Below are 19,841 nucleotides of genomic sequence, written 5' to 3'. Positions count from 1 at the left end.
CCTAAGCGCCACCCCAGTCGGGCGCCTTCCACAGATCACAGTGGGTCTGCTCCTGCCCAAGATCGTTGATATGGTCCCCGCCGTGGCCCAACTCGATCCGCCCGGTCAACCCGCGCTGCCGCCTTACCCGTCCGCGCCGTCTGGCGACGAGAGGTCGCATTACCGGCCGTATCCGCAGTACCAGCCCTACCAGCCGGTGACCCCCGACCCGGGCATCAACGGCTTCGCGGTGGCCTCCCTGGTGCTGGGGGTCATTGGTGGGGTCCTGCTCAGCGTGATCTTCGGCATCGTCGCGCTCGTCCAGATGCGTACCCGACCCTACCGCGGCAAAGGGCTGGCGATCGCCGGCCTGGTGCTCTCCGGTGTCTGGGTGCTGGGCCTGGCCGCACTGATCGTGGTGGCGATCGCGTCGGGTGCCGACCGCGACCCCTCCGGCGAGCTAACCGACGGCGGTTCGGTGAGTGCCCGGCATTTGCGGCCGGGCGACTGTGTCAACGACCTGGAAGACAGCGACAACGTTCTCAGTCTGCCGGCGGTTCCCTGTGCGCAACCACACGAGGGCGAGGTCTTCGCCGCCTTCGCGTTGTCGGGAAGGGACTGGCCCGGCGAGGGGCACGTGTTGGAGAAGGCGGACCAGGGCTGCCACGACCGTTTCGAGTCCTACGCCCCGACGGCGGACTTTGAATCTTTTGAACTCTTCGTCCTCTATCCGACGCAGCGAGCGTGGATCAGAGGTGACCATAATGTCACCTGCGTCGCAATGGATCCCGCCGGCAAGAGCACCGGCTCCATGCGCGGCTGACCCCTGCGGCGACAGAGCCGCACCGCTGTGCGCGGCCTGTACACCGCCAGCCAGCGGTGGCAGCACACCAGGGATCCATCCGAGCGAGGGGGGCGAGGTGCCGTTCACCGGTAGTCACGTCGCGGCCGTGTTGCCGCTGACGCGGTCAGCGTGGCTGGTGCCGTCGGCCCTGGTGATCGGGAGCATGGTTCCCGACCTGCCCTACTACCTGCCGCTGCCGTTGGAGGCGACGCTGACCCACTCGCTCGCCGGCGTCCTCGGCGTCGACGTGGTGCTGGGTCTGGTGGCAGTGGCCCTGTGGCATGGGCTGCTGGCCCGCTTCCTGACCGCCATCTCGCCGGCCCGGCTCCGCGAGCGCCTGTCCCGGCCCGCGCGTCAGCGTCATCGGCCGGCTGGCCGCGCGGCGATGCTGGTCGTCTCGCTGGTGGCCGGCGCGGCGACCCACGTGCTGTGGGACTCGTTCACGCACGACGGGATGTGGGGCGCCACGCACATCGGCTGGCTGACCGAGTCGCACCTCGGCACGGCCGGCTATCGCTGGGCGCAGCGCGTGAGCACCGTCATCGGCGCCGCCGCCGTCGTCGTCTGGCTGGTCCGATGGTGGCGTACGCAGTCGCCCACGACCGCGACCGAACAGCGGCCGCCAGCCGAGCGGGTGCTCGTGGTGACGGCCTGGACGGCCATCGCGCTCGCCGCCGCAGTCGGCGCCGCCCTGGCCGCCACCGAGGACGTGGCACCGCAGCGAATGGTGTTCCTGGCCGTCACCCGCGCCGGCGGCGCCGGTCTGACGACCGCGATCGTCCTCGCTGCCTGCTACGCGGTGCTGGCCCGGCACGACCACCCGGGCCCGCGCTGACCGCAGCCGCTCAAGGGGACAAGGGTTGAGCTGTCAGGCCGGCGAGGATCCAAACTGGAGGAGCGAACACCATAGTGACTCTTATGGCACTCCAGCCGGGACAGCCAGTTGCTGAGCCGGCAGCCCGCATGTGAGATTTCTCAGCCGGATGTCAGTACCGGTTTCTCGTCTCGTGTCAGTCCCACCGGCCTTAGGCGCCTTTCGCGCCTTTCGCCCGATTGCTGCCCATCCGATCCTCGCCGAGGGACGGACGCGGTGAGCCCTACGGTGTCCGGCTCAAGCCCCACTCTGCGGAAGAGCTCGCGCCTTCAGCGCGACGACCAGGGAGCGCAGCCGCGGGTCCTCGAGCGCGGTCCGCGCGGTGTAGCCAAGCCCAGACCCCCGACCACCGCGTCCAGCGCGTCCCCGGTCAGCTGCGCCATCCCGAGCCGGGCCAGTTCGATCTCCGCGACCGGGAAGAGACTGGACATCAGGAACTCGTCGTCGAGCTTCACCTCGTACACGTCGACGTCGAGCGGCGGGTCGCGGCGCCGGCGCAGGCTGATCTCCCCGATCGGGGTCTCCCGCTAGGCCAATTCTTCGAATCGAGCGCCCACGGGTGGTCCTCGTTCCGCCGGTTCTGTGACCGGATGTTACCGGCCCGTCGGCCTGCCACCCCGGCGATCCGCCCCGGCCGGCGCTTTTTCCGCCGCCGCCGGCATCGCGTGCCCCTGCCCGGGTACGCGGCACGGTCGAGGTCGTCGCAGGGAGAGGGGTGTCGTGGTGGCGGAGATGCTGGCCGGGCGGCTGCACGTGACCGAGCGGGCGCTGCGGATGGAGTCGGTGCCGGTGCCCGAGCCGGGGCGCGGGCAGGTCAGGATCAAGGTGGCCGCCGCCGGGGTGTGCCTGTCGGACGTGCACCTGATCGACGGCACCCTCACCCCGCTCAACCTGCCCGGCGACGTGGTCACGCTAGGCCACGAGGTGGCCGGCGTGATCGACGCCCTGGGCGAGGGCGTCGAAGGCTGGCAGCCGGGTCAGCGGGTGTTGCTCCAGGCGGGGGAGCGGGACCGGCGCGGTACCGCGCTGACCCGGGGCGTCGACTACGACGGCGGCTGGGCCGAGTACGCGCTGGCCCGCGAGGACACCGTTGTGCTGATTCCCGACGCCCTGCCGTTCGAGCACGCCTGCATCATCCCTGACGCGGTTTCCACCCCATGGGCGGCGGTGACCGACACCGCCCGTGTCCGGCCGGCGGAGGCGGTCGGGGTCTGGGGCGTCGGGGGCCTCGGCGCGCACGCGGTGCAGCTGCTCCTGCTGGTGGGCGCTGCCCCGGTCGTCGCGGTGGATCCGCTGCCGGCGGCCCGGGACCGGGCGCTGATGCTCGGCGCCGACGTGGCCCTGAACCCCAAGGACGTCGGCTTCCGGGACGCCCTGCTGGAGTTGACCAACGCGCGCGGTCTGGACGTCGCGTTCGACTTCGCCGGCGTCACCCCGGTCCGCGAGCAGGCCCTGACGGTGCTCGGGCCGCGCGGGCGGCTGGTGCTCGCCGGCATCGCCGGCCAGCAGGTGATCATCCCGTCGGACACCCGGTTCAACTACCTGGGGCAGGCCGTGCTCGGCCACTACGGCTCGGAGGCGGAGCACGTCGCGCAACTGGTGTCGCTCGCCTCTCAGGGCCGGATTGACCTGACCGCCTCGATCAGCGACGTGCTGCCGCTGGCCGACGCGGAGGAGGCGGTACGGCGGGTCCACGACAAGCAGGGCAACCCGATCCGGCTCATCCTGCGCCCGTGAATCCGAGCGTCACCTCCCGCGGGCCGGGCTCCGGCCCGGTCAGGCGGTGAGCGCGAGGAGCACCAGCCCACCGCACCGGCGAGCGCGATCAGACCGAAGGCGGACGCCGGGCCGCGTGACCCCCGCCGGTGCAGGGCGAGCGCCGGCCCAGGCCGCTCGGCTACACACCGACAAGAACGAGGTCGTCCAGGTGCACGTCGGCCTCGGCGAGGGAGCACCGGATGAACCGGAGTTCCGCCTGGTCCTTGACGAGCGACTGCCGGGCGACGCCGTCGCGTTCGCGGAGCGGTACCGGCCGGCGGTCGGTGAGGAGAGCTGACCGGAGCGGGTTAGGGCTTGTGGTCCTCGCAGCCCCCCCAGGACCGCGAGAGGACTGGCCACGACCTGGTGTCCCTCGTCGACCGTCGTCACGCGGGAGTGAGCGAGTCGCAGTTAACCGGTGGAGGAGCGCCGCGGGCCCGGCCCATACTTTCGACGATGGGTTGCGAGGACGGGGATTGCGCACACAGCTGGCACTACGCGCCGTACCGGAGCCTGTACGGGGCACTGGAACTGGGTCGCGGGGTTGCCGTCGCCCGGCTGCGCCACCAGCGGCAGCGCGCCGAGCTGGTGTATCAGTGTTGCGGTCGGGACACCCGGTGGGACTGGCAGACCGACTCGCGCTCCACCTACCTGGCTCGACTGCTGCGCGACCTGCGTCTCGACGTGGCTCCTTTGATCGCGCAGCTGCACGCCTGCGGCCCATACCGGGCCTGGCTGGAGTCCGACCCGAGCGACGAGGACAATCAGTTCGACCTGGCCGTCGGGGTGCTGACGACACTGGCTCGTGCAGGTGGCGGGCAGGCCCGCGAGGCATTGCGCCGATACATCCACAACGGGGTTCGCTGGATCGACGCACTGACCACTCTCACCGTTGAATGGCCGGTTGAGTGGTGGGACGACCTGTGGGAGACCGCTGCCATGCGGGTCGGGGTCGGGGATACGGCGCAGCTGTGGCCTTCGGAGCATCCCTGGTCCCGCTGGCGAGGCCGGGACGCCCGGCTCGATGCGGTGCTCGGCGCCGCCGTTCGTAGCCGTTCACCGGGTTGCGTCCGCCGGGTCTCGTTGACCGATGCATCCGACGCAGACCTGATAGCCCTCCTGCGGTCGACGGACACCGACGCCGCCGCCATGGGTCTGGCCCTCGGGCAGATCCGCCATCGGGGGCGCCCGATACCCGAACTCCTCGACATCGTCGAGCGGCTCGCACCCGCACGGCCGGCGGGTCTGTTCGGCGCGCTACGCACGCTCGGCCCCCAGGTCCTCCCGCTTGCCCGGGCCTGGGCTGCGGATGCCGACCACCCACTGTTCCGCAACGCCCCGCACCTGCTTGCCGAGCAGGGCGACGAACAGGACATCGCAGTCCTGTTCGCCGCACTTGACCAGCTCGGCGACGAGTGGTGCGGCTATGACGTCCTCACCGAGGGGCTCGCCCGCATCCTCATGGCCGCGCCACCCGCTGCTCACACCGACACCAGGGCGATGCTCATCCGCCGGCTGCGTTGGCTGACCGTCGCGTCGCCGCACTCGTACGAGCGGGCCAGCTACCTGCGCAGCCTGCTGCTGCTGGACGAGGAGCGCACCATGGAGGTACTGCCGATTCACCTGCTCGACTGTGAACCCTCGGTGCGGTTGCTGGCCGCCCGGCACACCCCGCTCACCGACGACGCCCGCAGCTGGCTGGCCGAGCTGCGCGACGACCCGATCGAGGACGAGGACGTTCGGCTCGCCGCGGCGGAACGGCTGCCGGCATGACGGGCGCGGTGCGCCGTGGCGGAGCCGGTTGACCGCTTGCTGTCGATGTCTGGCTCTGCGGCCAGTCGCGCAGGTATCGGACCGGGCTGCACCTCTCCACCGCCCGCACCCACCTCGACCGCCTGGTCGACGCCGGGCTGCTGGTCAAGGCGCGGGCCAGCGGCGGCCAGCCCGGCCGGCCTGGCGCTACCGGGTGGCCATCGCCGAGGCCCCGGCGCCCGCGCCGTACCGGGCGCTCGCCGCCGCCCTGCTCGACCACCTGTCCCGCCGCGGTCACGGCGACGTCCGGGCCGAGGCCACCCGCGCCGGCCACGACTGGGGGCGCCACCTCGCCGCCGCCACCGCCCCCGGCGGCGACCCGGTCAACATCCTGCTCGACGTCCTGCGTGGGCTGGGCTTCAGCCCCCGCCCGCACGAGACGGCCGACGGGACGACCGAGATCCACCTGCACACCTGCCCCTTCCTGGAACTGGTCAACCGCAACCCCGACGCGATCTGCGCGCTGCACGTCGGCGTCGTCCGCGGCACGCTCGAACACGCCGGCGCCCCACCGGCCGGCGCCGTGCTCGAGCCTTTCGGCGCCCCCGACGCCTGCGTGGTGCGGCTGGCCCTGCCGCAGCTCCGGGAAGAGTCGGCATGAACCCCCGGCCGCTCGCCGTACGCTGGCGGCTCCCCGTCCTCGCCGCCGGCGGGTTCGCCCTGGCGACCGGCCTCTACGCCGCCCTGCTCCTGCTCGACCTGCCGGTGCCCGCGCCGCACGCGCCGTTGGAGCAGGTGCACGGCCCGCTGATGGTGCTCGGCTTCGTAAAGGTGGCGGTCAGCGCGATCCGAGGCGGGGCACGACGGGCCGGACCTCGACCGGCGCACCCGGGTCGCCGCCGCTGCGCGAGGTGTACTCCGGGATACCCACGCAGGTGAAGAGCAGCGTCGCCAGGTCGTCCGGCTCGTCCAGCAGACCCGGGACCTCCGAGTCGAGGAAGGTCATGCCGGAGGCGCCCGCGCCGAGGGCGTATGCGGCCAGGTGCAGCCGGCCCTCGACCAGCCCGGCCGCGAGTTGGGCGGCACGGTAGCCGCGGTCGTCCAGTGACGACAGTCGGGTGGCCGCGATGACGACGTACGCGGCGTCGCCGGCGAGCGACTGGTCCAGGCAGATCCGGAGCAGCTCGTCACGCAGGCCACCGGCGCGGACCGGCGTCGACAAATCGGGCCAGCGGTAGAGGCCGGGCGCCACACCGTCGACGCCGTGGACGGCGACCCAGTGCGGCACCCGCACCCCGCGCAGGGCCGCGGCGAGGGGCCACTCCAGCAGGTGGCGCGGCAGGGTCCGGGTCCGGTCCATGCGTCGCTGTGAACCGCGCCGGCGCACCACCTGATCGAGGGGGTCGGACGGCGGGAAGTCCGGGAGCGCGGCCGCCCGCGGCCAGGGCGTGCCGAGCTCGTCCCGCTCGCCCGTGCGCTGCGCCGCGGTGCACAGTGGCAGCTCGACCGGCGGCAGCTCACCCGGGGCCGCCGGTGCGGTGGGCCCGATCGCCGGCTCGCCGTCGCCTAGGGAGAGCAGGGCCAGCGGGTACTCGTGCACCCCGTCCGCGCCGACGAGCTCCCGCACCGCGGCGTCCGGGAACAGGGACCGCAGCTGCGGCGAGAGGCCGGCGCTGTCGGCCGCAGCCGACAGCTGGGACAGCAGCGTTCCCGCGTCCCAGTAGAGATGCCGCCACCCGCGTTCGGCGTAGCGCCACCCGGTCCGCCACGGCACGCCGGTCACGACGAGCGTGGTGACCGTGCCGGTGGCGGCGGGTGCGACCTGGACGAGCCCGTGCCGTGTCGCGTCGTACCAGTGCACGCCGTCCGGGACCCCCGCGACGCCGCGCGTGCTCGCGTAGACCTCCAGCGGAAAGCGGGCCCCCGCCGAACCGGAGGCGCGGTAGAGGACCCGGCGACCGTTGCGTTCCGCGGTGCGGACGACGCCGGCGCCGAGGAAGAGCACCCGGCCGAGCTGCGCCGCGTCGAGCGGCCGCGTCGGAGCGGGGACACCCGCGAGGACGGCCGTCGCGGCGATGCCGGGGTCGGGCAGCTCCCGCGGCAGGGCGAGGACGGGAAGCGCGTCCGGGTAGCCCTTCATCGGCGGCGGCAGCGCCGCGGGGTCGTTCGGGACGAGGTCGCCGCGCACGGCCGGGTGGTCGACGGGTACGTCCCACTCGCGGTTCGGCACGTACGACGTGAGTCGGTGCAGCAGCCCGGCGCCGGAGTCGAGGTCTATCCGGGCATCCTGTCAGCGGACCCGGTCCCGCGCACCACCGTTTGTCCCGCCCCCGGAAGTCATGAACCCGGCCGGGCAGCGGCCGGGCGGCGGCCGGGCGGCGGCCGGGCGGCCGGAGCGGGTCTCGGGCCGGCGCGGGGGCGTGCCGTCCGACGTCGTACCGTCGATGTCGTGGACGGCAGCCAGGGGAGCGCATGACACCGTCGACCGCCCTGGTGCTGGTGGTGTTCGGGCGAGGGGTCCGGTGCGCCGACGACCGCTACACGCTCACCCCGGCCAGCATCGCCCGGGTGCGGGCCGCGGCCGACTACGTCGCCGCCCACGAGTCCCACTTCCTGCGGTCCGCGGCGCGGGGCCCGTCGCCCCGGATCGTGCTCGCCGGCGGTTGGGCCGAGGCGTGCGAGGGGGCGACGCCGCCGCCGGCCGGGAGCCGGGAGGGTGACCTGATGCTGCGCGAGGCGCGCGCGGCCGGCCTCGACCGGTACGCGGAGCTGCGCGTGGAGACCCGGTCGCGGAGCACCCTGGAGAACCTCGTGCACACCGTCGAGGAAGGGCTGCTGGCCGGGTGGGACTTCGACGCCCGGCGACCGCTGGGCATCGTCTCGCACGCGTGGCACCTGCCGCGGATCAGGTTCCTCGCCGGCAAGGTGCTCGGCCTGCGCGGCTCCGCCCTGGTCGAGGTGCCGGCGACGGGCGGTGAGCCACCGGGCGGGGAGCGGTCGGAGCGGGCCGCGCGGATCGCCGCCCGGCTCGCCTTCCTCGGCGTGGGCGACGCCCCGGCGCTGGTGCGGCGCGAGCGCGCGATGGTCGCCGCGCTGCGGCGTGCCGAACGGTGGGTGCGCCGCGACCGGGGCACGGGGCTACCCCTCGGCGGGTGACGAAAAACGAGGGGAGACGCGGCGTCCAACGGGGTATGTGACGGGCGTCAATCCGGGGGGACGCCCGTCGCGGGCGGCCCCGTGACCGGCCACAGGAGACGAGAGGGAACCGATGATTGTCCTCGCGCCGGTGTACCAGCCAGGGGCACGACTGCCGGAGATGGTCGCCGATCTCCGCGCCGCCGCACCCGACCTGCACGTCGTGGTGGTCGACGACGGCAGCAGTGACCCGGCGGCGGCCCGGGCCGTCGACGCGGCCCGCGACCTCGGGTGCACGGTGCTGCGCCACCCGACGAACCGGGGCAAGGGGGTGGCCCTGCGGACCGGGTTCCGGCACGTCGCCGAGGCGCATCCCGGGCAGGACGTGGTCTGCGCCGACTTCGACGGCCAGCACCGCGTCGCGGACGTCCTGCGGGTGGCCGAACGCACCCGGACCACCGGCCGGATGGTGCTCGGCGTGCGCCGGCTCGACGGCGAGGTCCCGCTGCGCAGCCGGGTCGGCAACGCCGTCACGCGGGTGCTGTTCCGCGCCGTCACCGGCTGTGCCGTCCGCGACACCCAGACCGGACTGCGCGCCCACCCGGCCGACCAGCTCGACTGGCTGCTGTCGGTGTCGGGCGACCACTTCGAATACGAGATGGCCGTCCTGCTGGAGGCGGCCCGGGTCGGCCTCCCCATCGAGCAGACCACCATCGCCACCCACTACGTGAAGGGCAACTCGTCGTCGCACTTCAGCTCACTCGTCGACTCGGCCCGGGTCTACGCGCCGCTGCTGAGGTTCGCGGTCTCGCGGCTGTCCGGCTCCCTCCGTACCCGGGCCGCCACGTCCTCGGCAGCGGTCCGTCCGGTCGTCCCGCCCGAAGGGTGAGCGGCGCGGGCGCCCTTTCCCCGGCGCCTGGCCCCGGCGGCGAATGATCCGCGGGCGGCTCCTGGGTTTGGTTTTTCGTTGCTCAGGGCAAAACACCGGGCCGACGGCATTATTCTGGAAGGGACGGCTCCCGTGGAAGTTACCGGCATTCTCACCGCCATCGTCATCGGTCTGGTCATCGGGGCGCTGGGCCGGCTGGTCGTACCCGGCCGGCAGAACATCCCGATCTGGCTCACCCTCGTCATCGGCGTGCTGGCCGCGATCCTCGGCACCATCGTCGCCAACGCCCTCGGCGTGAAGAACACCGCGGGCATCGACTGGATCGAGATCCTCATCCAGGTCATCTTCGCCGCGGTCGGCGTGGCGATCGCGGCCGGCGCCTACGGCCGCCGGCGCGTGCACTGACCGACGCTTCCCGAGCCGCCGGCCCGGCCCCTTCGCGGGGCGGGGCCGGCGGTTCACTGTCCGGGTCGCCGGGCCGACGTCAGTCCGCGATGCCGGTGAAGGCGGCCACCCGCTCCACCCGCAGCCGCACCAGCAGTTCCCCGGGCACCGCGTTGCGTCGATCATGGCCAAGGTCAAGACGATCTGCTGGCAGGATGTCAACCTGCCGTTGGAGAAACTGCTTCGCGATCCGCGGCTCGAAGAGGATCAACCCGGTGGGCGCCTCCGGGTCGACCCGGGCCAGCGACAGGTCCAGCTGGGCTGGCCGGTGGCAAACCGTTGATCACGATCAGCGGTCACGGGTGCCGGCGTCGCCGGCGGGTCAGGTCGTCAGCCGTACGTGGCCGATGGCGCCAACGGCTTCGAGGTTCCACCGCTTGCCGAAGGCGGGTAGCCGGGTGATCAGTACCCGGCGGATTTCGTCGGGCAGGTGAGGATCCAGGACGACTTCGCCGTTGCGGGCGTCGCCGCCGAGCATCGCCCGCATGATCAGCGCCGGCGCGCCGGTCGCCCAGGCCTGCGGGCTGCACGGGGTCGGGTACGGGACCGGGAACTTCCCCTCGCCGCGGGGGTGGCCGGCGAAGGTCTCGGGCAGCCGGAAGTCGAAGGACTTGGCGGCGTCGAGCAGCGCCAGCGCCAGTTGGTTCGACTCCGTGCGGAAGCCGTACCGGGTCAGCCCGGCGGCGATCAGTGACGTTTCGTGCGGCCACACGGTGCCGCTGTGGTAGCCGATCGGGTTGTACCCGCGGTCCTCGGTGGACAGGGTGCGGATGCCCCAGCCGGAGAACATCGGGTCCGACATCAGTTGCCGGACCACGATCGGTGCCCGGTCGTCCGGCACGATGCCGCTCCACAGGAGGTGGCCCATGCTCGAGGTCATCGAGTCGATCCGGCGTTTGTCGCCGTCGAGACCGATGGCGTAGTAGCCGCCGCGCTCCTCGATCCAGAAGTCGCGGTTGAACCGCTCGAACAGCCGCTGGGCATCATCGCGCAGCCGGGTCGCGAGCGCGGGGTCGGCCAGCGGGCCGCCGGCCAGTTCAGCCAGCCGCAGCTTCGCGTCGTACGTGTAGCCCTGGATCTCGCAGGTCGCGATCGGCAGCACGGGGAGTTCCCCGTTGGCAAACTGCACGCCGTCCCAGGAGTCGCGCCAGCACTGGTTGCCGAGCCCCTCGGGAGAGCGGGTGGCGTACTCGACGTACCCGTCGCCGTCGCGGTCGCCGTACCGGTCGATCCAGTTCAGTGCGGCGAGTGCGTTGTCCCGGTGGGTACGGACGAATTCGTCGTCGCCGGTCCACCGCCAGTATTCCGACAGCAGGATGAGCCACAGCTGGGTGGCGTCCGCGGTGCCGTAGTACGGGCCGTACGGCTTCTCGCCCAGCTGGGTCAGCTCCCCGCCGCGGACCTCGTGGAGGATTTTGCCCGGCTCCTCGTCGGTGAAGTCGTCGCATTTCGTGCCCTGGAACCGGGCCAACGCGATCAGCGTGCCGCGGGCCAGGTAGGGGTTCAAGACAATGGTCTGGTACGCGGAGATCAGCGCGTCCCGGCCGAAGAGGGTCAGGAACCAGGGCACCCCGGCGCCCGGAAGGATCACTTTCTGGTCACCGATGCGGATCCGCGCCCGCAGGGTGAGGATGTCGTCCGACGCCTTGTACAGCACCTGGGCGAGCAGCTGGGAGTCGGTCTCGATGCTAGGTCGCTCGGCGTGCCACCGGCTCGTCGGGTCATTGCGCGGCTCGCCCTCGTCGAAGCGGATGTGCACGGACGGCAGATCCATCGGCCCGAGCGCGAGCGGCACGTGCAGGTCGATCCGGCGATGCTCGCGGCGAAGCAGGTCGATGTCCCAGACGAGGTCGTCACCGTCGATCCGGGTTGCGGGCGGGTTGACGTGCACCACCGTGTCCGCGGCGAACCCACCGTTGGCGTAGCGGAACTGGAGCCGTGATCCGTCCGCGGCGTGCTCGCGGGTGATCTTCGCGGACCGGTCGCGGACCCCGGCGCCACGGATCTCCAGCAGGTCGGCGAAGTCGGTCCCGACCTGCAGCCGCAGCTCGATCCGGGCCGGTTCGGCGGCGTAGGACGCGAGGTCGATCCGCTCGTGCAGGCCGTTGCGGGCGCCGCCGCCGTACGTCTATCGCGTTCGCGGGAAGTTCCGGGTGGCCGGCGTTGGTCAGGAAGAAATCCGCGGAGTAGTAGTCGGTGGCCGCCGAGCCCAGCGCGATCAACCGCTGGCCGTTGATGGTGAGCAGCCACCGGTTGAGATACCGGGTGTCCTCGACCAGCAGGCCGCCGATCGAACCCGGCGGGACGTCGCCCGACGCATCGGAGTACATGAACGTCCGGCCGTCGAGCACGCCGATCGCGTCTGGGCCGAGCCCCGGTGGGAGCGTGGCCACTTCCTGGCCGGCCGTCCGCACGTCGACCGTGATCCCGGGCAACGGATCCGCGGGCGTCGCCCGCTTCGACGTGCTCTCCACGGCACCCCCCCAGCGCATTTCGGAGCCCACCAATCTTCAGCGTACGAGAGGTGATGGCCGACCGAGCTGGTTCCGGCGGGTTCGTCGGCCAAGATCCGGTCGGCGGCCGCCGACTGCAACAGCGCGACCGTGTCGCCGCGAGGCCAGGCCGCCGTCGGGTCCGAGCGCCTGCCGGAACCGCGCGACCGGCCGGAACCGGGGACGCATCGCCCGATGTTCCGGCCTCGCCGTCGCCCGGCACCGGGATCACGACTCGCCCCGTGGCGTCGAGCGCTGCTCCGTGAGCGAAGGTGAGGGCGCCACCAAACTGGCCGCCGAGGTACCAGCCGCCAGGCAATAGGGGTGAAGTCTCAGCGCCGATCCCGTCCAGGTCGGGGAACGACTTGACCAGTCGAGACAGACCTTGAACGTCTGGGCTGAACTGAGGCCGTACGGCGGCGAGGTCTCCGGTGAGCCAGGCCATCGCGACCTGGACCACGCCCGCATGCCCAGCATCCAGGATCGGGACGAGGTCGGCGCCGACGCGCGTGCCCGCCAACGCCAGGTGACTCAACACGAACTCGCCGTCGATGCCTCGCCGGCGTCGCGGGTGGCCGCGGCGTTCACCGAACTCGCCCAAGTGATCTGACCGAGGACCCCGGCACGGGTTCAACACGTCCACCGTTCCGATAACGCAACGGCGCCCGCCGGGCGGACGTCCGGCCCGCCGGACCTCGTCGGCCGCTCGACTTTCAGCTGGACCGGCCCCGGACCATCGCCTCGACGAGCGTGGCGAGGGGTACGGTGGCGAAGCCGACCCGGGCGTCGCTGGCGCCGTACGGCAGCCAGAGCAGGTCGCCGTGGAGCAGCGCTCCGCAGGAGTAGACGACGTTGGGCACGTACCCTTCGCGCTCGGTGTCATCGGGGGCCAGTAGCGCCCCGGGCAGCTCGGCGATCACCCGCTCCGGTCGGTGCAGGTCGAGCAGCAGGGCTCCGATGGCGTAGCGGCGCATCGGGCCGACGCCGTGGGTGAGCACCAGCCAGCCCGCGTCGGTCTCGATGGGCGACCCGCAGTTGCCGACCTGGATCAACTCCCAGCTGCGGCGCGGGCCGTGCAGCGGCACCGGAGCCCGCCAGGCGTTGTCGTCGGCCAGGGCGGTCAGGCCGATGGTTTCACCGTCGGAGCGGCAGAGCGCGAGGTGCCGGCCGTGGACGGCCCGGGGAAAGAGCGCGATCCCCTTGTTCCGGGCGCCCGGGCCGCGCATCGGGTCGATCCGGAAGTGACGCAGATCGTCGCTGATCACCGTCCGGGGGGCGACCCGTCGACCGTCGTAGGCGGTGTACGTCGCCCGGTACGTCGGGACGCCGGCGTCGTCGACGAACCTGACGAAACGGGCGTCCTCCATGCCGTTGCTCTCCGCCGCGGTGGCCGGCCAGAGCACCCGCTCATGCAGGAGGGTGTCGGCCGGGAAGGCGATGGCGTAGCTGGCCGCAGCGGTCCGGCGCAGCTGTTCCAGGGTGTCCGGCGTGGTGCTGCAGTAGAGCAGATCGGGCGGCAGAGCGCCCAGGACCCGTTCGAAATCGGCCTCGTCGTAGTGTTCCGGCAGGGCGGCCAGCACCGTCGCGCACACCTCGTTGTCCCAGCCCTCCTCGCGCAGCCCGGCGGCGAGCAGGTCGCGTCGGTGCTGGACGTGGCCGCGTCGGCCGGTTACCAGCGACCCCGACCGTCCCTGCACGACGAGGTGGCTCCCGGGCCCCAGCACGGCGCTGGCGAATCCGATGGAGGAGAGGTGACCCTCACCGATCTGGCGCAGGCTGACCGCTGCCCGCAGCTGCCCGGGTCGCAGCTCGGACTGGTCGGGGTGGGCCACCATGGACGGATTGCACAGTGCCGCGGCCTCGACGGCGTACTCGTGGCTGAAGTAGGCGCCCACCAGCAAGCCGGGCGGTGGGTGAGAGCTGCCGGGTGCGGGTGACCCGGTGCCGGACGAGCTCGTAGTGGTGCTGGAAGGTGCCTTCCAGGTCGTGGTGCCGGTCGCCGAAGTCGTGCATGGTCTGTCGGAGCAGGATCTCCGTCTCGTCAGGGTCGAGGTCCGCGATCCGGTCGACGAGGTCGTGCGCGCGGGTGTGCGCCACGGCGGCGTCCTCACCCGGGACGAAGAGCTTGACGATGACCCGACGGGGATCGGGAGCGAGGGTGAGCCCCTGGCGGGTGGCCAGCGCCCCGGTCACGACCACTGCCGGGCGTGCTGCAGGGTGGAGATCAGCGCCAGCGTCGACTCGGCGCCCTGGTTGAGGTTGGGGCCGTGCGGGGTGAGCCCGTCGTAGCCGCCGCCGGTCGCCGGGTCCCACATGGCCATGCCGAGGTCATTCTCCCCGAGGAACCATCCGACGGCCCGCCGGAGCCCGGTCTCCCAGACAGGGTCGCCGGTGACCGCGGCGGCGGTGGCGCAGGCGTCGGCGAGGGCGGCGACCTCGATGGGCTGCTGGTCGTGGCGCAGGCGGGGACCGTCGCGTCGCCAACCGTCCGCCGGTACGACCGAGAGCCGCCCGTCGAGCAGTTGGACCTCGTACAGCCAGGTCAGCATCCGCAGCCCGGCTGCGAGCAGCGGGGCGTCCCCGCGCAGCCGTCCGGCGGCGATGACGACCTCGGCGAGGGCGGCGCTGGCGTAGCTGAGCCGAGGCTGCGGCCACGGCCAGCGCGGATCGGGGTCGCCGGGGCCGACGGCACGGGCGGCGTCGTCGAGCAGCGCCGCTGCGGCGGCGTGGCCGGGATGGCGACGCAGCACCTCGGCGGCGCCCAGCCCGGCGAAGGCCATCGCGTGCGGCGCGGCCGACCGCCGGGCGGCGCCGCGGCTGAAGGCCACCAGCGATTCGGTACGGATCCAGGCGGCGGGGTTGCGGGCGGCGGCCGTCCCCAGCCCCCACAGTGCCCGTCCCCACCAGTCACCGAGACCGGGCTGGTCGGCCCAGCGCCGGTCGTGGCCGAGGCGGTTGTGGAAGGCGCCGCGCGTGTCCTGGGCGTGGGTCAGGAAGGCCAGGTAGCGCTCGGCCAGCCCGAGCACCTGCGCCGACGGCTCCGGCTCGCGGCTGGTGACCAGCAGACCCCGGGCGACGTCGTCGGTGCAGTAGCCGTGTTCCCGGCGGACGATGGCGTGCCGGGCGTGTTCGAAGAGGCCGGTGTCATCGCTGAGTCGGGCCAGGTGGGTGAAGCTCGGCGCGGGCGCCCGCTCGGCGGCGCGGCCGGGAGTTCCGGCCCGGTGGCTCGACCCGGTCACGCCGCCGCCGGGGCGACCGCGGTCGACCGAGCGGCGATGAGCCGTCCGGCGAGGGCCTCGTACCGGGCCGCCACCGCCGGCCAGCGCAGCTCCGCGGCTATCGGCCGGGTCCGGCCGGCAAGGCCGGCGGCCAGGCCGGGCTCGGTCAGGATCCGCCGGATCGCGGCCGCGAGCGCCGTCGGGTCTTGATGGGGTACGACCAGCCCGGGGCCGCCGGTGAGCAGCTCGACCGCGTGCGGGAAGGGCGTGGCGACGACGGGGACGCCGGCGGCCACCGCTTCGATCAGGACGCCGGAGGTCACCTGTTCCCGCGAGTCGTAGGGCAGCAGGACCACGTCGGCGGAGCGAACCAGCGCGCCGAGGGTGGCCTGGTCGTGGTACGCGGCCTGGTAGTCCACGGCGTGCGCAATGCCGAGCTCGGCGCCGAGGCGGTGCAGGCCGGCCCGGTACGCCTCGCCCTGGTGCTCGATCACCTTCGGGTGGGTCCGGCCGGCGATCGTGTACGTGGGGGTCGGGTCGAGGTCCTGCAACCGGGCCAGTGCCCGCAACGCCCACTCGATCCCCTTGCCGGGACCGAGCAGTCCCCAGGTGAGCAGGTGCGGGCGGGTACGCCTCAGCGCGGGTGCGCCGACGTGGTCGGCGGCGCCGTGCGGGATCACCGAGACCTTCGCCGGGTTCACCGCGTAGCCGACGAGCAGCCGGTCGTGGGCGGTGCCGGTCATCGTGACGACCGCGCCGGCGGCGGCAACGATCTGCTCCAGCAGCGTCTTCTGCCTGGCCGAGGGCTGACGGAGCACTGTGTGCAGGACCACGATGCTCGGCACGGTGAGCCGGCGCAGCAACGGCAGGACGTCCTCGCCGTCGGTCCCGGGGTAGATGCCGTACTCGTGCTGCACCACGGCCACGTCGAAGGCGTTGAGCGCCGCGGCGGCGCCCCGCCAGCCGGCCGCGTTCCGCGCCGACCAGGTGTGCACGACCCCGGGTTCGGGGCGTTTGTCGTCGCCGGAGGCGGTGACCCGTACGACGCCGGCGGGCGGGCCGCCGGCGGTGAGGTGGGCGGCGAGGGCCGAGTTGAAGGTGGCCAGTCCGCACCGGGTCGGTGGGTGGGTGCTCAGGAAGCCGTAGCTGGCGGGCATGGGGTGCCGTGCCTTCCGGTTGTCGGCCGCCACCGGGGGACGGGGCGACCACATGAGGTAACGGCGCACGTCGACCAACGTGAATGGCCGACGGAACGGGTTCAGGGCGGCGGCCGCTTCAGCGGGTGTGGGGCCGGCGGTGAACCTGGATCGGGCGGAGCCGGATTCGCAGCGAATCGTCGGCACCTGGACGTATCAGCGTTCCGGTCGACCGGTGAGATCCTCGTAGAGGGCCAGGTAGTCGGTGACCATCCGGTCGGCGCCGAAGCGGTGCCGGGCCCGTGCCCGGCAGCCCGCGCGGTCGATCGAGGCGATCCGGCCGACCGCCTCGACGGCCTCCTCGACGCTGCGTACCAGCAGCCCGGTCACCTCCTCATCGACCACCTCGGGCATCGACCCGCGGGCGTATGCCACGACCGGCGTCCCGCAGGCCATCGACTCCACCACGGACAGGCCGAACGGCTCGTCGAAGGCGATGGGGTGCAGCAGCGCCGCGCTGCCGCCGAGGATCTCCCCGCGGCGGCGTGGGCCCACAGCGCCGAGGAAGGTGACCCGCTCGCCGTCGACGTGCGGGGCCACCTGCTCGTCGAAGTAGCGCTCGTCCTGCACGATGCCGCAGATGGTCAGCGGCCGGCCGGCCCGCCGGGCGATCTCGATGGCGGTATGGGTGCCCTTGTCGGCGTGGATCCGGCCGAAGGCCACCAGCCCGGGGCCGGGCTCCGGGGTGAACGGCAAGCCGTCGAGGTCGACGCCGTGGTGCACCGTGGCGAGGTAGTCGAGCCCGGGAAGCCGATCGGCGTCGGAGATGGAGACGTAGGACGAGCGGCCCTTCTCGTACGCCGGCAGGATTCCTGCCCCGGAGAATCCGTGCACGGTGGTGAGCAGCGGGGCGGCGCAGTGCGCGGCGAATGCCAGCGGCAGCCAGTCCAGGTGGCTGTGCACGAGGTCGAACTCGGCGGACCGGGCCAGCGCGTGGGAGACGTGCATCGCCTCCCAGACCCGCCCGTCCATGCTCTGGTCCTCGGCGTACCCGCGTGGGCACACCCCGTCGAGTGCGGCGGAGGTGATCGAGTCCAACGTGGCGAAGAGCGTCACCTGGACGCCCCGCGCGGCGAGCCCATCTGCGAGCAGACCGGTCACCTGTTCCCAGGGGCCGTAGTGGCGCGGCGGGGTCCGCCAGGCCACTGGTCCCAGCAGGGCCACTTTCACCGGGCAGTCGGCTCGGCGAGCTCGGTGGGATCGAGACGCAGGGTCGCGAGCAGTCCGGTGTGCCGGCTGGTGTCGACCTGCTCCGGCAGCTCCCGCTCGACCCAGTCGGCCCTGGTGTGCTGGCCGCGCCGACGCAGTGCGGAGGTGATCGTGTGCCGGGCGATTGTCATGGTCTGCTCCTTGGTGGTGATGGTGGGAACGTCGTCGGTCCTTTGCTGCCTCGGCGGAGGTGCTGTCGGCGCGGGCGCCGGTTCCACCGGCGCGGACTTCCCGGCCCGTCTGGCGTCGGCTCCGCAGGAAGCGACGGTGGCACGGGCGTCGGGGGCGGTCTGGAGACGGCCCCCCTCCGCCTCCCATGTGCGCCTGCCCGCGCTGTCGACCCTCGCGTCGGACACTCTGCCGGCGGCGGTGAGCAGTTGCGGGGTATGGACCAGGTTGCCGGCGGTGGCGGCGAGCGTCATCGCGGCCTCGGCCAGGTCGACCGCGGTCTCCGGCGGGACGACCAGCAGGTCGATCCGATCGCCGTTGAGGCAGATCGCGGTCAGCAGGCTGGTGGGCTGACTGGTGAAGTAGCCCAACCGCAGGACCCTGCCGCCGACGGCCAGGCGGCGCGGGTTGCCGTCCCAGGTCCCGGCGTTGAGGACCAGCCGGTTGATCGGCCCGCGCAGCCGGTCGATGGCGAGGATGAGGCCGGGTAGCTCCGCGAACGGATCTGTCGAGCGGGGCCACCAGCCGCCGTCGAGCAGCGTGCGCGGGGACCGGGTCGGTTCGATCCGCAGGCGCGGCGTCGATGGCGGCGATGGGGGAGCGAGGGCGTTGGTCGATGGCGTCATGTCGGATCCTTATCGCCGTGACCGCGGCGTAGCGGTGGGGTCGTGCGCGGAATCGCGTCATGCCCCGGGCAGGGGGCAATTCGCCGACCCCGTCACGGGCCCGGTCGTCGGTTGCTCGGCTCAGCCTCGGCGGTGGAGCCGGTGCAGGTGGGTGATGCGGACGGTGTCGATCACCATGGCGACGATCGTGAGCGCCGCAGCGCAGAAGCCGATCCGGGCCGCACCGGCGCGGGTCAACGGCACCCGGGTCGGTGGGAGGTGGGGACTTGGTCCCGATGCTCCGACGGCGGGAGGTCGGTCGGGCGGGCCACTGCAAAACGGGTGCGCTCGGGTACGGACATGGCATCCCCTCGCGCGGAGCCGGTGTGGCGGGCACCTCGGGAATGGGATGTCGTCGATTCCGGGATAGCCCCAGCCTACGCCTGTCCGGGCCGGGGTGCTCGGCGCCGCCGCGATAGGGGGCCGAGGCTCACCCCGAGCGGTCCGGATCGACCCGCCCACCCCCACCGGCCCCAACCCTGGCGCCTCCTGCGGAGGGAGGGATAGTGCCGCCGCTACCTGGAAGCCCTGGTATTGCCAGCGTCGAGGATCGTCCTCGGGGCGTGGGTGGAACGCGCGGGTGGCAGCGTCACCCGATGAGCCGAGATCAGGCGGTGCGCTGATCGACCCGCCAGTCCGCACACCATCGGCAGCATCAACGCCGCCGGCTTGTCGAGGGCCGTGAGATGGGGCGAGCCGTCGAGGAGGAAGAGGCCATACGCTTGCCGAAGGGCTCGCCGGTGCAGTCGCGGACCGGTGGGGCAACTCGCGGTAGCAGGAGCCGAGTATCGAGACTTCGTGGGTGATGTCTCTCGTTCCTCGCATACCGGACACGCCGCCGCCGCGTCGGCCGCATCGGGAACTGCTCTTGGTCCTCTTCTCGTTCCTCGGTGAACTGACCTAACCGCAGCGGTCCCAGGTCGGTCGGATGCCGGCGGGCCCCCACCGCGGCGGAACACTCTCAGGGTGCCTGCGTTCGCCCCGCCGGACCAGCCGTTACAACTACTGGCCCGTGTCGTTATCAGTGTTTCGAACACTCGCATGGCAGCGAGATCGCCGTGTTCATCACCGACCAGGCCGATTGCCGGTCACCGACTGAAGGTCCGAAGACCGGAGCAGCCGCATGGAGTTCGACGTCACGATCGAGGTCCCCAGGGGAACGCGCAACAAGTACGAGATGGATCGCCAGACCGGTCGGATCCGGCTGGACCGCACCCT

Annotated in this window: 20 protein-coding genes and 3 pseudogenes; 11 read left to right on the top strand and 12 right to left on the bottom strand. The window is 72.6% G+C overall.

Annotated elements, in window-relative coordinates; all coding sequences use genetic code 11:
• Positions 1-82: 82 nt before the first annotated feature.
• Complete coding sequence (locus ACLQ2U_RS22865; protein WP_425752783.1) at positions 83-802, top strand: septum formation family protein; 720 nt, start codon at positions 83-85, stop codon at positions 800-802.
• Positions 744-1,658 carry a DUF4184 family protein gene (locus tag ACLQ2U_RS22860; protein WP_425752782.1) on the top strand — a complete coding sequence of 305 codons (915 nt, stop codon included), beginning with the start codon at positions 744-746 and terminating at the stop codon, positions 1,656-1,658. Before ACLQ2U_RS22865 ends, ACLQ2U_RS22860 begins: the two co-directional genes overlap by 59 nt.
• Positions 1,659-1,966: 308 nt before the next feature.
• Here ACLQ2U_RS22860 and ACLQ2U_RS22855 read toward each other — a convergent pair whose 3' ends face one another.
• Positions 1,967-2,152, bottom strand: a complete 186-nt coding sequence (locus ACLQ2U_RS22855) for a hypothetical protein (protein WP_425752781.1) — start codon at positions 2,150-2,152, stop codon at positions 1,967-1,969.
• Between the two features lie 277 nt (positions 2,153-2,429).
• On the opposite strand from ACLQ2U_RS22855, the gene ACLQ2U_RS22850 reads away from it, so the two are divergent.
• From ACLQ2U_RS22850 to ACLQ2U_RS22835, 4 genes and pseudogenes are all read left to right on the top strand, one after another.
• A complete protein-coding gene (locus ACLQ2U_RS22850) occupies positions 2,430-3,434 on the top strand; it encodes a zinc-binding dehydrogenase (RefSeq protein WP_425752872.1) in 1,005 nt (334 codons plus the stop codon).
• A gap of 115 nt (positions 3,435-3,549) precedes the next feature.
• The gene (locus tag ACLQ2U_RS22845) at positions 3,550-3,753 is read left to right on the top strand and encodes a hypothetical protein (protein ID WP_425752780.1); all 204 of its coding nucleotides are present in this window, start codon (positions 3,550-3,552) and stop codon (positions 3,751-3,753) included.
• Between the two features lie 158 nt (positions 3,754-3,911).
• The gene (locus tag ACLQ2U_RS22840) at positions 3,912-5,228 is read left to right on the top strand and encodes a hypothetical protein (protein WP_425752779.1); all 1,317 of its coding nucleotides are present in this window, start codon (positions 3,912-3,914) and stop codon (positions 5,226-5,228) included.
• A gap of 77 nt (positions 5,229-5,305) precedes the next feature.
• Positions 5,306-5,868 (top strand): annotated as a pseudogene (locus ACLQ2U_RS22835) (transcriptional regulator); the annotation flags it as partial.
• 177 nt (positions 5,869-6,045) lie between these two features.
• On the opposite strand, the gene ACLQ2U_RS22830 reads toward ACLQ2U_RS22835, so the two are convergent.
• Entirely contained in the window at positions 6,046-7,437 is a 1,392-nt protein-coding gene (locus ACLQ2U_RS22830) for a nitroreductase family protein (protein ID WP_425752778.1), read from the bottom strand.
• Positions 7,438-7,679: 242 nt separating this feature from the next.
• Here ACLQ2U_RS22830 and ACLQ2U_RS22825 point away from each other — a divergent pair, with 242 nt between their 5' ends.
• From ACLQ2U_RS22825 to ACLQ2U_RS22815, 3 genes are all read left to right on the top strand, one after another.
• Positions 7,680-8,363: an ElyC/SanA/YdcF family protein gene (locus ACLQ2U_RS22825; protein WP_425752777.1), complete on the top strand. Its 684-nt coding sequence runs from the start codon at positions 7,680-7,682 to the stop codon at positions 8,361-8,363.
• 112 nt (positions 8,364-8,475) lie between these two features.
• The gene (locus ACLQ2U_RS22820; protein ID WP_425752776.1) at positions 8,476-9,231 is read left to right on the top strand and encodes a glycosyltransferase family 2 protein; all 756 of its coding nucleotides are present in this window, start codon (positions 8,476-8,478) and stop codon (positions 9,229-9,231) included.
• A 132-nt stretch (positions 9,232-9,363) separates the two neighbouring features.
• On the top strand, positions 9,364-9,636 hold the full coding sequence (locus tag ACLQ2U_RS22815; protein WP_425752775.1) for a GlsB/YeaQ/YmgE family stress response membrane protein: 273 nt from the start codon (positions 9,364-9,366) through the stop codon (positions 9,634-9,636).
• Between the two features lie 79 nt (positions 9,637-9,715).
• Here ACLQ2U_RS22815 and ACLQ2U_RS22810 read toward each other — a convergent pair whose 3' ends face one another.
• The 4 genes and pseudogenes from ACLQ2U_RS22810 to ACLQ2U_RS22795 form a co-directional block, all read right to left on the bottom strand.
• A complete protein-coding gene (locus ACLQ2U_RS22810; RefSeq protein WP_425752774.1) occupies positions 9,716-9,886 on the bottom strand; it encodes a hypothetical protein in 171 nt (56 codons plus the stop codon).
• A gap of 111 nt (positions 9,887-9,997) precedes the next feature.
• Positions 9,998-11,722, bottom strand: coding sequence for an MGH1-like glycoside hydrolase domain-containing protein (locus tag ACLQ2U_RS22805; protein ID WP_425752870.1), 1,725 nt, complete (start codon positions 11,720-11,722; stop codon positions 9,998-10,000).
• Between the two features lie 124 nt (positions 11,723-11,846).
• Positions 11,847-12,005, bottom strand: a pseudogene (locus tag ACLQ2U_RS22800) (glycogen debranching N-terminal domain-containing protein); the annotation flags it as partial.
• 415 nt (positions 12,006-12,420) lie between these two features.
• Positions 12,421-12,687 (bottom strand): annotated as a pseudogene (locus ACLQ2U_RS22795) (hypothetical protein); the annotation flags it as partial.
• Here ACLQ2U_RS22795 and ACLQ2U_RS22790 point away from each other — a divergent pair.
• Positions 12,634-12,777, top strand: a complete 144-nt coding sequence (locus tag ACLQ2U_RS22790) for a hypothetical protein (RefSeq protein ID WP_425752773.1) — start codon at positions 12,634-12,636, stop codon at positions 12,775-12,777. The pseudogene ACLQ2U_RS22795 and the gene ACLQ2U_RS22790 overlap by 54 nt on opposite strands.
• Before the next feature lie 103 nt (positions 12,778-12,880).
• Here the strand turns inward: ACLQ2U_RS22790 and ACLQ2U_RS22785 are convergent, their stop codons facing one another.
• The 6 genes from ACLQ2U_RS22785 to ACLQ2U_RS22760 form a co-directional block, all read right to left on the bottom strand.
• The gene (locus ACLQ2U_RS22785; RefSeq protein ID WP_425752772.1) at positions 12,881-14,062 is read right to left on the bottom strand and encodes a glycoside hydrolase family 130 protein; all 1,182 of its coding nucleotides are present in this window, start codon (positions 14,060-14,062) and stop codon (positions 12,881-12,883) included.
• A 294-nt stretch (positions 14,063-14,356) separates the two neighbouring features.
• Complete coding sequence (locus ACLQ2U_RS22780) at positions 14,357-15,406, bottom strand: glycosyltransferase (RefSeq protein ID WP_425752771.1); 1,050 nt, start codon at positions 15,404-15,406, stop codon at positions 14,357-14,359.
• Positions 15,403-16,542, bottom strand: coding sequence for a glycosyltransferase (locus tag ACLQ2U_RS22775; RefSeq protein WP_425752869.1), 1,140 nt, complete (start codon positions 16,540-16,542; stop codon positions 15,403-15,405). The genes ACLQ2U_RS22780 and ACLQ2U_RS22775 overlap by 4 nt, the downstream gene beginning before the upstream one ends.
• A gap of 195 nt (positions 16,543-16,737) precedes the next feature.
• A complete protein-coding gene (locus ACLQ2U_RS22770) occupies positions 16,738-17,751 on the bottom strand; it encodes a glycosyltransferase family 4 protein (protein ID WP_425752770.1) in 1,014 nt (337 codons plus the stop codon).
• Entirely contained in the window at positions 17,748-18,584 is an 837-nt protein-coding gene (locus ACLQ2U_RS22765; protein ID WP_425752768.1) for a DUF5994 family protein, read from the bottom strand. Before ACLQ2U_RS22765 ends, ACLQ2U_RS22770 begins: the two co-directional genes overlap by 4 nt.
• Before the next feature lie 120 nt (positions 18,585-18,704).
• Positions 18,705-18,827 (bottom strand): hypothetical protein, encoded by a 123-nt coding sequence (locus ACLQ2U_RS22760; RefSeq protein WP_425752767.1) that lies wholly within the window; start codon positions 18,825-18,827, stop codon positions 18,705-18,707.
• Between the two features lie 919 nt (positions 18,828-19,746).
• On the opposite strand from ACLQ2U_RS22760, the gene ACLQ2U_RS22755 reads away from it, so the two are divergent.
• Positions 19,747-19,841, top strand: a 95-nt coding sequence (locus ACLQ2U_RS22755; RefSeq protein WP_425752868.1) for an inorganic diphosphatase, incomplete at its 3' end; no start/stop codon positions are given.

The sequence above is a fragment of the Micromonospora sp. DT47 genome (assembly GCF_049844475.1).
Lineage (GTDB): Bacteria > Actinomycetota > Actinomycetes > Mycobacteriales > Micromonosporaceae > Micromonospora.
The sequence above is the reverse complement of the archived record's forward strand: the minus strand, read 5'-3'. Positions and strand labels throughout refer to the sequence as shown.

Excerpts from the sequence above, each read along its gene's own strand:
- ACLQ2U_RS22790 (WP_425752773.1), top strand. The coding sequence starts at position 12,634 with ATGCCCAGCATCCAGGATCGGGACGAGGTCGGCGCCGACGCGCGTGCC.
- ACLQ2U_RS22825 (WP_425752777.1), top strand. The coding sequence starts at position 7,680 with ATGACACCGTCGACCGCCCTGGTGCTGGTGGTGTTCGGGCGAGGGGTC.
- ACLQ2U_RS22775 (WP_425752869.1), bottom strand. The coding sequence starts at position 16,542 with ATGCCCGCCAGCTACGGCTTCCTGAGCACCCACCCACCGACCCGGTGC.
- ACLQ2U_RS22820 (WP_425752776.1), top strand. The coding sequence starts at position 8,476 with ATGATTGTCCTCGCGCCGGTGTACCAGCCAGGGGCACGACTGCCGGAG.
- ACLQ2U_RS22850 (WP_425752872.1), top strand. The coding sequence starts at position 2,430 with ATGCTGGCCGGGCGGCTGCACGTGACCGAGCGGGCGCTGCGGATGGAG.
- ACLQ2U_RS22860 (WP_425752782.1), top strand. The coding sequence starts at position 744 with ATGTCACCTGCGTCGCAATGGATCCCGCCGGCAAGAGCACCGGCTCCA.
- ACLQ2U_RS22840 (WP_425752779.1), top strand. The coding sequence starts at position 3,912 with ATGGGTTGCGAGGACGGGGATTGCGCACACAGCTGGCACTACGCGCCG.
- ACLQ2U_RS22765 (WP_425752768.1), bottom strand. The coding sequence starts at position 18,584 with ATGACGCCATCGACCAACGCCCTCGCTCCCCCATCGCCGCCATCGACG.